Below are 11,569 nucleotides of genomic sequence, written 5' to 3' on the forward strand. Positions count from 1 at the left end.
GCTTTACTGCTTCTTCTCTGAACTCATCAGTATATTTTCTAGGTTTTCTTCTTTGGGTCATTTTCACACCTTTGTTGCTGGGTTTATTATCCTTCACAAAAGTGTGCGGTTCCATTTAATCAGATCAGCCAGCCTTGAAAACAAAACCAAGTCACCAAAGCCAGAAAAACAAAGCCCCGCGAGTGCGAGGCTTTGGATTCAAAAATCAGCAAATTTTACAGTTATCTTTTGTTTCTAATAACCCTATATCGAATATAATATGTGATCATCCCTATTGAGTTTAAACCGACAATAATCCACTTGGCTTTATCCATATCACTATGAAAAACAGCGGTTATTACAGCAGCACCAATAAAACAAGAAGAGATACTTAACAATAAACGACTATCGCTATTTAACTTAATAGGTACAACAAAAGATATTATTACTAAAAGAGCATATAAGAAAATACTAGTTGTCATGATTTTGCTCTTGAGTTGTCTTCACTTCAATTTTCGGTTCTTCTGTTAAACTGGTTGCTTCAATAGAAACTTCTGTTTTGAATACGTCACCTTTATGAACAGGTTCAACCCCGCCAACTGCCGCAGCAGTTATTCCAGCAGCCGTTACCAAAGGTGCTGTTGGAGGAGCTAAAACGGTAAGAGCTGCACTACTTACTGCTAAAGTAGTATTTGCTACCGCCTCTTTAGAAGATTCCATGTTATCAGCTTGTTCCACTGTTTCCATTTTATTTTCTATTGTAGCCTCTAGTTTAAATTCGAATTTCGGGGAAGACTTAACTACATCAGAGGGATCTGCTACTGCTTTATCTTTTGGATATAAGCTAGCATCTTTTCCATCTGGATCAGTATACTTATAAGGATTATTATTTGCATATGCAAATCTATTGAACCCATGTACTGCATCTCCTTTAGCTAGTTGTTCTAGGTAATCCAAAGGATCATTCGAGTAAAACCGACCTATGACTGGATCATAGTATCGTGCCTGCATATAAAATAATCGGAAATACGATCCTGACTACTTTCTTGTGGAAAAACAAGCGGTTCGCTTATGGAGAGAGCAATTCGTCCTTGGCTGCTTTTAAAAGATCATCCCATCCCTCAGGAGGATGACCAGACTTTAACATCTTTTCGAATACTTTGTAAGCATCTGTTTTGCTACCGTATGCACGTTTATTGTTTTCATCATTTACCCAAGCATAAACGATGACTTTTGATTCTAGGTGATAACGAAAAAACAAACGGTATTGTTGGAAAAACTTTGCCCGAAACCAATGCTTGTTATCATCACCTAATGTGCTTCCTTGGCGAAATTCAGCACTGGTAGGGTCATGTGGTATTAATTCAAAGAGTAGCCTTTGAATAGCAGCTAATCGTTTCGTAGCGTTCTTTTTAAGGTAACCTTTTGGATCTTTTTCACGTAAAGCCTCAACTTGTGATTTAAGATTAAGGTACTGCTCTTTAAACAATGGATGAGTGTAAAGTGTCCAACCATTTACGACCATTGGTATCGTTTTTTGCAAACTTACTCGTCCTCATCCAATAACGGAGCATCTAAATCAATTTCAACACCTTCAACCAACGCATCAACGCTTTCTCGCATACTTGCTGATAACGGTTCTAGTCTTTCAGGGTGAGCCTTCATATCACGCGCTATGAATGATAAAAACTCGCCAAGTACAGGGTCGCTTTCTTGCGCTTCTACACGCGAGATAACAACGCTGCCATCAGACTGTATTGCGTATTTAATTTTGTCTTTCTTGCCTAACTGCAACGCCTGACGTACAGGACTAGGCACCGTAGTTTGATAACGGTCTGTCAGTGTTGACTCAGTTTCTAAAGCAACTTGTGCCATAACAACCTCTATCATTTGCTTTTTTCAATTGTTTTGATTTTAGTATGAATGAAGAGGTAATGCAAATGCATTACCTCTTTTTAAGTGAGCTAGAAAATGCTCAAGTTGCTTAACGCTGAAGGATGGGATTTGCCGTAGACCTCAGCGAGCTTAGTGCGTGAAACATGGGTATAGATTTGTGTGGTGGAAATGTCAGCGTGACCTAACATTTCTTGTACATGACGCAAATCAGCACCATTATCAAGCATTGTCGTAGCAGTAGCGTGGCGGAACAGATAACAAGAGCCAGCACGTTTGATACCCGCCAACATAACATAGCGAGACACCATATCTGACAGCTTATTAGGTTTAAATCGTTTGCCATTATTCGCCAAAAATAATGCGCTACCTGAGCTGATGAATGAAATACGTGGTCTGATTTTACTCAAATAAAACGCAATCCATTCACAGCCGCGTGTGCTGATCGGCACAATACGTTCACGGTCACCTTTGCCTTTACGAACACGCACTTGTTGCTCATTTAAATCAACATCATCAATGTCTAAATTAGCAAGCTCTGTACGACGAATACCTGTCGCAAAGAAGGTTTCCATAATGGCTCTGTCACGCATACCAGTGAAGCCAAACACTAATGATTGATCAAGAATTTTCGAGATCTCAGTTTGTGTAAAAATGGCTTTAGGCAGTGGGCGACCTAATTTGGGCAGCTCAATATTTTCCAGCGTATTTGAACTGAGTAAATCCTTAACATATAGTTTTTCAACAAATGTTTTCACATAAGTCAGGTAGCCACGTTTACTGGCAACCGTCATTGGTTTGCCATCCAAGGGCTTGCGATACTGGTTGAGGTAAAGCATGTAGTCATCCATCAAATCTAAATCAATTTGGTCGATGTCATATACTCCCTTGGTTGCACACCACGCATTGAATTTATCCAATCCGCAGCTTTATTCACAATGGTATCTGGCGAATCACCCTTTGCCTCACAAAGCTTTAGGTAATAAGGAATGTTGTCGCTGATCCGCTTAGTGACAGGCTTTTCCATAAATGACCTCCTTTACAAATGCCAACCCTTCATGAACATAGCCATCGAGCTTAGGTTTTTCCCAGTAAACAACTTCCTGTTGCCAATGGCGAATTCGCTTGCCAAAACGATAACCAACAGCAGAAATGATTTGTCCACGCTCATCCAATTTCGGGAACACTGCACAGCCTCTAAACAGTTCACTGCCAGAGGAGCGTATTAAGCCAACCGTTTGCATAGTGCCACGCATGGCACCACCTGATAAGGAACGAGCTTTAGGAACTTCAGTACCTAAGGTTCTGTCGCAAATACCAGCGTAACTATGATCTCGTAATTCGTCTGGTATACGGGAGGACTCCAGAACAAATTGTTGATACTGCTCGTTGGCTTCAAAGCACTCATGATAATAATCAAACATTTGCTGAATATAGATGTCTTCTAAATTCAACTGCCCCAATACCTGCATATAAGATGGTTGTTGTATATTACTCATTTGCGACCTCCATTAACTCCAAGCTTTCTGCGAATTGAACCACCTTGTTTGCGGTCGATGTGATGAGCATTGTGAACAATGCGATCAAGTACCGAGTCAGCAATAGTGGGGTCCCCAAAAGCTTCATACCAACTCGACATTGGATACTGAGAAGTAATGATCAGTGAACCTTTTTGATCACGCGATTCTATGAACTCAAATAACAAATGTCTTTGAGCAGCATTTAACGGAGCAACGCCCCAGTCATCAATTACAATGACTGAACCACGGTTGAGCTTTTTACAATACTGCGTAAATCGCTCTTCTTTATCCGCTGCCGTTAAAAGCAACAGCAGCTCGTTATATCGGAAAAAGAGAACACTTATACCTGCCATGATAACTTTATTGGCAAGTGCGCAAGCTAAATGTGTTTTTCCAGATCCTGTAGGGCCAGTAAAAACAACATGTTGATTGTTTTGAAGCCAATGTAACTCCGCCAAGTTTTCGACTTTGGCAGGATCTAAACCGGGATGTAGTTTATAATCGATCATGCCAATGACCGCATTAGGCCAACGCAATTTGGCCTGTCGCTGAAGCGTTTTAATGCGTTTATTTAGCGTTGATGACTCCTCCTCTGTGAGAAGATGGTCAAGTCGAGCTAAAAAGCTCTTGTTATCGAAAGCGCTGGAAGAAAACTGGACTTCCAACGCAGCCATAACACCTGTTAATTTGAGCTTCTCGCATTTATCAATCACTTTATCTCTAAGCTTCATGAGAACCTCCGTAGTACGCGCTACCACGCACATTTTCATGGGCTGCGATATATGCAGGTAGATTTTTGATACCGTCCTGCTCAACTTGAGCACGCACAACCAACTCCACATCCGAAACACTTAACATGTCATGTTGAAGCGCATACTCGCATGCATCGTTAAGCACATTGCTGCCTTTTTTATCGCTGAGTTTCATCAGCGCTCGACAACGTTTGCCTATAGCGCGAGAGCGTGGGTTATTTACCTTGGAGTACCAAAGTTCAACCATCTGGTTCACATGTGAACCAGATTCAACAGCCCATGCCAGATTTTTATCCATGTCATTACTTTCAAGATCGGCAAGGTGATCTGGGTGCATATGTTCTTCAAGGATGGTAGCGCCCATCGGCTCATCCGAAAGCTCATGCTCGGCAACAAGCTTGTGCATATGTATCACGCGAAGGTGCGTTAACGTAACGTAAACTTCAACCGTTTCACCATGAATCACCCAAGGCACAGAGTACTCATGCTTACGATATTTAACGGTATATTCAGTCGATACCTGTTGCACCATTTTCTCTACGATCATGTCAAAATCGGTATGAGGCAGAGGATTCAAGACACCTTTTTCATTTTTGTAAAAGAGATCATTGCGTGAGAAATCTAAGCCTTGAAAATTCAGATTATTCAACACTTCTACTTCTTTGCTAAGGTGTTGATTGACTTCTTTAAGGCTAAAGAAATCCCAATCCTGATTCATCGGAATGAGAATGCGTTGAGTAACAAATTTAACGCCAAGTTCAGCAAGTGCCTTATCCTGTGGACGGCCTACACGACAAGAATCCATTAGGCAATTGTAGTGATCACCAAAAGCACTCACATTCTCAACAAAAGTGGGAATGAGACCCGGTTGTGAAACCAGTGCTTTTGCATTATCCATAACAACCACTTCGGTTGCACCACCGTAGTAAATAAACATACGACGCATAGATTCAATCCAATCAGCCGAGGTTTCACCGGGAGTGGCAAAGGCAAAGATCTTTTGACTAGAGCCTAGCACTGCAACAAAGACTTTAACCCATATCTTTTCACCGTTTGCGTTATAGCGAACTTTGGTGCCAGCGTAATCTATATATACGACTTCACCCGCTGCATGGAGCTGTTTCATTGAAAGCTTGCAGCGCTTCAAGATCTTCTTGAGGGTGCGGCAAAAATGTGAATAGCTCATTGCCGACATCGGATCTTCTGCATAATACTCAAGGTAAAGAACTGTTATCGACTTACGCTTTCCTTTTTCCTTAGTACGCTCTTCCACAATATATTGAATTTTCGGTACACGTTTTTTTGCGTTCTTCAAGATATCAGGAAACATCAGCTTAATAAGCGCCTCATCATTGAGCTGTTCAGCCAGTAGGTGATCAACATCGTACTTTTCACAGCGCTTGTTAACTCTCACCATAGAAGAAGGTGATGCATTGGCAAAATCTGCTTGTTTACGAATAGTAATGTCAGGCAGCACGAATTTTGCGCGGATCGCTGCCCGGATTTGAGTTGGTTTTAACATGTGTTATTACCCTTATTTATCTAAAATAAAGGCACAGAGGGGCCAACAAGAAAATAACCAAACTTTCTTGACATGTGGCCCACTTACAACGACACTAACAACATCATCTATGCAAAAGATGTTTTTCAGAAGCCCTAGAGTTGCCGCTCATTATTGGGCTTCTGTCGTTTCTGCGCCAGAAAAAATTATTTACTACTAATACTGCTTAATATCTTTACTAACTAGTCATCTTTTTTCTCCTCGTTAAATGCTTGCTCTGCCAAAAATTGTGCAACGTCTTTTATTAAGGCGAATTTGCCGCGACGATGTGGCATTTCAAATGTGTGTACAGGGAAGACACCTCGCAATATCGCCTGCTTTACCGCATCCACCGAGCGATAATTTAATGCCCGATGTAACTGCTTCAGCGTTAGAATCGAAGACCCATGAAGTTTCAATAAATCTGCTTCAAGGGCTTTTGCCAGTTCCTGTTTTTCGGTCTCACTCAAGTTAAGTCACTCTCCTTTTGGAAATTAGCGGAACTTTTAGCGTAGAATGGGATTCAAGCCAGATCTACGTTGGGCGAGTACAAGCAATCGTTCTAGGTTTAATATGCAGTAACTACTTGATAGGTAATAAATAATTGATTTGATAAAGTTTGATGAAGCTTATGAATTCTGGCGAAAACCCATATACTTATACCAAAAATAAATACAAAAAAAGTTTAAACCGCCTGTCTATCAAGCAGTATAAAAAGTTAAGTACGCCTTTAAAGCGGGTATACACGCAGGTTAACTTTAAGAGTTATTTATCTCAAAAGGGCTACCATTCTATTGCAGAATTCATCAGGCACTTGCATACAATTGAACGACATCATTATTCTGAACCGACAAAAATAGACAATGATATAACCCATTTAGAATTTGAAACGGGGTACTGGTACAAATTGGCAAAGGGACAGTCAATTCAAAAGCCATCAAAGATTTTCCAAGTAAATGATGCGGTAGGCTTTTATGAGCTGTTTGGGCGCGTGCATCCTTTCTGGAATTTATTAAACCGAAGAGCCAGAGTGCAAAATTGTGCATTTCAATTGCCTGATGAAATGAAAAAACGGATTTTTAAAACACATCATTTTCCTAACGGCTTATCGACAGAAAGGTTCATCGACAACCTAAAGCAAATAAATCCCGCGCAACTCAACAATCTATATGCCACCAAATCAATTGATTCACTGCTTGCCTTGATGGTGATGTGTGTTGCTCATCAATATCGTGGGGGGAGAAAAACCAGTCGAAAAGTTGAGAAATACTTTTACGCTCAGTTTCTCTATTTGATGGTATTTAAATATGACATTAAGTTGATACTTGAGCTTTACGTTTATATTTTCTTTTTGCTTGAATCCAATTCGTTGTTCAAAACGAGCAATACAAATAAACCGCTAGATGTTGACCAGTTGTTTATCGACCAAGCATTTGTTAAATCATTAATCAAATCGACCGAATCACTTAGTAATAAAGAACAAGAAGAAAAGCTCAGTCAAAAGATCATGACTTACTTAAATAAGCAGAAAACTCATCCTTATTTTCATGCCTACGGTAAATAACCAAAACTACCGATTTGAGCCGTGATTAATTTAATAATTATTATTTTTGTTTCATTCCTATGCAATTCTTGTTTCAGGGGGAATAACGCCATCGTATCACCAAGATGAAATTAGGTGTGTCTTTTTGAGGTAATATATACCTGTAAAATGACGTCAGAATGACACAGTTCAGTTCTCCAATTGGCACACAAAAAGCTATTCAGGTGACACTAGAATTGCACCAGAATGAAACACTCCTATAAATCGGTCAAAAACCGTAATTAATTATTGTGAAATTAATAGGTTGCAATATCTATATTTTCCCGACTGTTAGCTTAACAGCAGTCCTTCGCCAACGCCTATTTCAAGTGAAAAAAAACGATATTAGATCCATGCTTTCAATATTTTTTTAACTGAAACTTTTCTATGATCATCGTAAATTCTCATGGAGTTTAAATCATGAATACAACGGTTAAAGATTGGTACATCGTCTCTATTTTTGATGATGAGGAATTGATTGGCAAAATCCTCTGGGGCACTTGCGAAGAAGATGAGACTTACCGATTTTCACCGGGCAGCTATATCAGTACATCAAATATTGAAAAGATTTTTCCTAACAAAAGATTAATCATTACAGCAAGTGGCAGTTTCTATAATGTGATCGGCAGTGGTGATGTTGCACAGGTGCAACTAAAAGACTTGGAACTCCTTCGCCACGGCTTCAGTCCTGATCAGATCACCCAATTGAATTTGGCACCAAACGGATTTTTTCATTGAGCAGCTTAGCCAGATAAAACAAAGCCCCGCGAGGGCAAACCTTCTGGTAAGCACTGGGCGAGGCTTTGGATTCAAACGTGAGTTTACTAGGGCAACTCAAAGAACTTTCTATGTCGATGGATACGGCACAATTTTCCGTTACAAAACTCTAATTTCAATGTGTTGAAAAACGATGCATCTACATAAAACTGCCAAAGTTCCTGTTTTTCAAATTGCTCATAACCTACATCATGAAAAAGCGGTTTTATCATCACATCAAAATCAGTATCAGTTGCTACAAATTTAGCCATTTGTGAGTTGGATTTAACTTGTACAAAAGCTGAACCGTTTTTTCCACCTAGGTCTTTCAAAGCTGTATTCAGTTTGCTATAAGCTTCTTTCTTTGTATCACCGATATTGAAACCATAACCAGAACCAGTTGTGATTGTTTCATTAATATACGTTATCCAGAGATAAGCTGGATAAGCTAGCAATAAGATTGCTACCGTGACTACTATCCCTTTCATTGACATTTAATTATTCTCTCTAAATTCGACTCTTTCATGTTGACCCGCTCCCGGTTGATTTTGTCCGTTGTCTACTCTCGGAGCACCACCATCGGCTCTATTGGCTATGGCCCCCGCGGCCGAATTACTGTTAACTCCGCCTTGTATAGCTGGAATAGCACTATATTCTTGGCCACCTTGAACGGAATCAGCTATCGCTGCAACAGCCTCATCTGTCGCATCTATTTGTCTGAACGATGCTTCAGAACCTTCTGTAGATAGGCTTTGCCAAGCGGCTGTATCAGTTTGCAAAGTTCCTGCCGAAAACCCTTCTGTATTTGCATTGACTTCACCCATAGTATCATTTCCAACATCACCAAAAAACCTAACTGTTCCGTTAGGGTCACCCGGAGAATCTGCATTGTGAACTATAAAGTTGTGATTTCCAGCATTACCCAAAAATCCTTTTAGAGGTCTGCTGACCAAGAAAGAATCAAAACCATCTGGGTCGATATATTTATATGGATTGTTATTAGCATATGAGTACCTATTGAATCCATGAATATCCCCTTTGCTCATGTGACCCAATGTATCTAAGGGATCATTTGAGTAAAACCGACCGATGACTGGATCATAGTATCGTGCCTGCATATAAATTAGTACGATTTACGAACCAATATACTTTTCAAGTATCCTTTTTTGAGAAACCGAGCATTTATAGTAAAGCGACTCTTTCAATAATGAGATCACATAATTCATTGTCTGATAAATCACGAGCATCAATGTAACCGTCCGTGGGACGAATATGGCTTAACTCAAAATCATCTAATTTGATATACATGACTTTGCTAGCCTCCTTGCCCGAAATTAGCTCTTGAACAAATTCCCACTCAATTCCACACCACATTTTCTCGGTATATTCTTTACACAAAAAAACGACTATTAGTTCGGAATTGAATTCATATACACTTTTAAGCAAGTTTGCCAAATCTGGTCTTGCAAGTTGGGATGAGTACTTAAAATCATAGAAAACAGTGCCTTTACCAAGCTTCTTTTCCAGCAATTCAAATACGTTAGATATTACTTGTCTTTGCTCTCCCGGAAACGACAAAGCAACTTTAAAGCATATGTTTTCGATACTGTGTTTAGACTTTTTAATTTGTGGCTCTTCTAATAATGCTTCTAAAGCCTGTAAAGATAATGCGAAAGGTTCTGGCTCAATCCTTTGTAACTTCTCTTTTTCGGGCTTAATCTGTGACACAAAATAGAGTAAATAATTTAGCCAAACGGCTAATTGATGGTCATTGGTAACGGATACAGGCTTTCCTGTAGTCGCAAGACTGTCGGCTATTTCACCAACAACCCTAGACTTTAAAAAGTAAGATTCTTTTTCATTAAATAAGCCGCCAGCTCTGGTAGCCATTCGAACAAACAATGGGCACTTCTCACCTTCAAGTACGGCAAAAGCTGAAAGCGATGATCCTCTCATTCCCCACTGAAGATCACTATTTTTAATGTTTTCAATAAACTCCAATGAAGAATCAGGATTATCAAATGAACCGTAATATTGCCAAAGCATTATTGAATGATTAGGAGACTTGAATGTATCTTTTTTTTCTGGGAGTTTCTGCTCAAAGTAATACATCGAAAAGCTTAAATCATGAAATTTATTAGCCTCTTGCTCGAAAGCTGATATAAGTCTTGTAATTTCCTTTTTCTTTTTCTTAAGCGACATATTTCCCCAAAGTTATTGTATTGCGGCTGCTAAAAGCCAGCCGCTCTTTTTGCTTAGTATTTATTTCGGATATTTATAGCTTCTTCTAACCAATCAGCTAAATTTTCCTTTATGTGATTATAAACACCTTGACTAGTTGTTTGAGTGGGTTTCTTCAATTTAACTATTGAAGACAAGCTTTTATCGCCAATTTTAAAATCATCAAACGGGTTACGCCCTTCGCCTGCCTGACTTCCAGCCGAATCTTTAAGTTTATGAATCTGAACCCCAACTACACCTTTGCCATCATTCCATGCTTTTTCAATTTCATACTTAATCCACTTTCTACCAGCAGTTTTTTCACCAACTAAGACAATGAGACATGATTTTCCTTTCATTTGATCGTCAATCCAATTTTGAATGGCTTTGTCACCGCCTTTTTTCACTGATTCCCAATCATTATCAGTTGCAGGCTTGTTTCCCTCGACAGCTCCCATATTACGGACTGTTGAAGCTCTCCAGTTGTCATTTAAATAGTGAAAACTATAAAAAGCTTTTCTCGCCATGTGATACTCCTTTATTTATTTAGTGCGTTAATGAATTCTATTAATTTAGCAATTTTGTCTGCTAGTTTCGTTTTGCTATCTGCAAGAATTTTCAAGTATTTCACCGCCATGTCAGGATTTGCATAATACTTTTCTGGCTGTGAAATAATTAATTCGTAAATAGTTCGAGATGCATACTCAGTAGCAGCTACAGGAATGCAGATATTGCCGTTTTCGTGCGATATTTCGAACTCCCTGATGACCCCATTAGCTTCTATAATCTGATCTTCTTTAGCCTTATTACCAAACACGAAAATTGATATACCACATAAAGATATCATTTTCTGTCGATAATCTTCCCAAAGTTGGGGTAACTCGGATTTTCCAGATTTGAATTGAGGGAAAGGTCTCAAGACCAACTGAGATTCAGAATATTTCAAAGGTTTTGAATAAATTGCTTCTAATGCCCCATTAATAACAGAACTACCAACTCCCCAACCAAATCCATTTACTACTCTGAGGTTATTTTCAATTAAGGCGTTTGACATTTTATGAATGAACTCTACAGCCTCAAACCTTTCGTATGGCGCATAAATTTCTGCGCTACCAGAGATAAACACGCTTCTTTTTTTGTAACGTTTTTCAATCTCTTTTAGTATTGATCTGATTAAATAGAACCGCACACTTTTATGATGGATAATTAATCCATTAATAAAGGTGTGAAAATGACGCAAAGAAGAAAACCAAGAAATTATACAGATGAGTTCAGAGAAGAAGCAGTAAAACTGGTCACTGAACAAGGCTATACCGTAACAGAAGCT

At 39.2% G+C, this 11,569-nt stretch carries 17 protein-coding genes; 3 read left to right on the plus strand and 14 right to left on the minus strand.

What is annotated here, in order from left to right:
* Positions 1-221: 221 nt before the first annotated feature.
* From B6K83_RS18240 to B6K83_RS17695, 9 genes are all read right to left on the minus strand, one after another.
* The gene (locus B6K83_RS18240) at positions 222-461 is read right to left on the minus strand and encodes a hypothetical protein (RefSeq protein WP_092251498.1); all 240 of its coding nucleotides are present in this window, start codon (positions 459-461) and stop codon (positions 222-224) included.
* A complete protein-coding gene (locus B6K83_RS17660) occupies positions 451-990 on the minus strand; it encodes an RHS repeat-associated core domain-containing protein (RefSeq protein WP_085286187.1) in 540 nt (179 codons plus the stop codon). Before B6K83_RS17660 ends, B6K83_RS18240 begins: the two co-directional genes overlap by 11 nt.
* A 58-nt stretch (positions 991-1,048) precedes the next feature.
* On the minus strand, positions 1,049-1,504 hold the full coding sequence (locus B6K83_RS17665) for a type II toxin-antitoxin system YhaV family toxin (protein WP_175474858.1): 456 nt from the start codon (positions 1,502-1,504) through the stop codon (positions 1,049-1,051).
* A gap of 20 nt (positions 1,505-1,524) precedes the next feature.
* The gene (locus B6K83_RS17670; RefSeq protein WP_085286199.1) at positions 1,525-1,854 is read right to left on the minus strand and encodes a type II toxin-antitoxin system PrlF family antitoxin; all 330 of its coding nucleotides are present in this window, start codon (positions 1,852-1,854) and stop codon (positions 1,525-1,527) included.
* An 89-nt stretch (positions 1,855-1,943) separates the two neighbouring features.
* Positions 1,944-2,792: a tyrosine-type recombinase/integrase gene (locus tag B6K83_RS17675; protein ID WP_233144089.1), complete on the minus strand. Its 849-nt coding sequence runs from the start codon at positions 2,790-2,792 to the stop codon at positions 1,944-1,946.
* Between the two features lie 87 nt (positions 2,793-2,879).
* On the minus strand, positions 2,880-3,371 hold the full coding sequence (locus B6K83_RS17680) for a hypothetical protein (protein WP_085286189.1): 492 nt from the start codon (positions 3,369-3,371) through the stop codon (positions 2,880-2,882).
* On the minus strand, positions 3,368-4,123 hold the full coding sequence (istB, locus tag B6K83_RS17685; RefSeq protein ID WP_158088381.1) for an IS21-like element helper ATPase IstB: 756 nt from the start codon (positions 4,121-4,123) through the stop codon (positions 3,368-3,370). Before istB ends, B6K83_RS17680 begins: the two co-directional genes overlap by 4 nt.
* Positions 4,113-5,666, minus strand: coding sequence for a Mu transposase domain-containing protein (locus B6K83_RS17690; RefSeq protein WP_085286191.1), 1,554 nt, complete (start codon positions 5,664-5,666; stop codon positions 4,113-4,115). The genes istB and B6K83_RS17690 overlap by 11 nt, the downstream gene beginning before the upstream one ends.
* A gap of 221 nt (positions 5,667-5,887) precedes the next feature.
* Positions 5,888-6,154 carry a hypothetical protein gene (locus B6K83_RS17695; RefSeq protein ID WP_024605864.1) on the minus strand — a complete coding sequence of 89 codons (267 nt, stop codon included), beginning with the start codon at positions 6,152-6,154 and terminating at the stop codon, positions 5,888-5,890.
* A 161-nt stretch (positions 6,155-6,315) separates the two neighbouring features.
* Here B6K83_RS17695 and B6K83_RS17700 point away from each other — a divergent pair, with 161 nt between their 5' ends.
* On the plus strand, positions 6,316-7,248 hold the full coding sequence (locus B6K83_RS17700; protein ID WP_139175653.1) for a hypothetical protein: 933 nt from the start codon (positions 6,316-6,318) through the stop codon (positions 7,246-7,248).
* A 438-nt stretch (positions 7,249-7,686) separates the two neighbouring features.
* Positions 7,687-8,004: a hypothetical protein gene (locus tag B6K83_RS17705; protein WP_085286193.1), complete on the plus strand. Its 318-nt coding sequence runs from the start codon at positions 7,687-7,689 to the stop codon at positions 8,002-8,004.
* 86 nt (positions 8,005-8,090) lie between these two features.
* Here the strand turns inward: B6K83_RS17705 and B6K83_RS17710 are convergent, their stop codons facing one another.
* The 5 genes from B6K83_RS17710 to B6K83_RS17730 all read right to left on the minus strand — a co-directional run bounded on the left by B6K83_RS17710 (position 8,091) and on the right by B6K83_RS17730 (position 11,482).
* Complete coding sequence (locus B6K83_RS17710) at positions 8,091-8,516, minus strand: hypothetical protein (protein ID WP_085286194.1); 426 nt, start codon at positions 8,514-8,516, stop codon at positions 8,091-8,093.
* Positions 8,517-9,140, minus strand: coding sequence for an RHS repeat-associated core domain-containing protein (locus tag B6K83_RS17715; RefSeq protein ID WP_085286195.1), 624 nt, complete (start codon positions 9,138-9,140; stop codon positions 8,517-8,519).
* 64 nt (positions 9,141-9,204) lie between these two features.
* Entirely contained in the window at positions 9,205-10,224 is a 1,020-nt protein-coding gene (locus B6K83_RS18245; RefSeq protein ID WP_085286196.1) for a TIR domain-containing protein, read from the minus strand.
* 53 nt (positions 10,225-10,277) lie between these two features.
* Positions 10,278-10,769, minus strand: coding sequence for a TIR domain-containing protein (locus B6K83_RS17725; RefSeq protein WP_085286197.1), 492 nt, complete (start codon positions 10,767-10,769; stop codon positions 10,278-10,280).
* An 11-nt stretch (positions 10,770-10,780) separates the two neighbouring features.
* Positions 10,781-11,482, minus strand: a complete 702-nt coding sequence (locus tag B6K83_RS17730; RefSeq protein ID WP_092251500.1) for a hypothetical protein — start codon at positions 11,480-11,482, stop codon at positions 10,781-10,783.
* On the opposite strand from B6K83_RS17730, the gene B6K83_RS18485 reads away from it, so the two are divergent.
* On the plus strand, positions 11,474-11,569 hold a 96-nt coding region (locus tag B6K83_RS18485), incomplete at its 3' end, for a transposase (RefSeq protein ID WP_143327785.1). The two genes, B6K83_RS17730 and B6K83_RS18485, sit on opposite strands and share 9 nt — an antisense overlap.

Origin of the sequence: Colwellia chukchiensis (genome assembly GCF_002104455.1) — a bacterium.
In the GTDB taxonomy this organism is placed as follows: domain Bacteria; phylum Pseudomonadota; class Gammaproteobacteria; order Enterobacterales; family Alteromonadaceae; genus Cognaticolwellia; species Cognaticolwellia chukchiensis.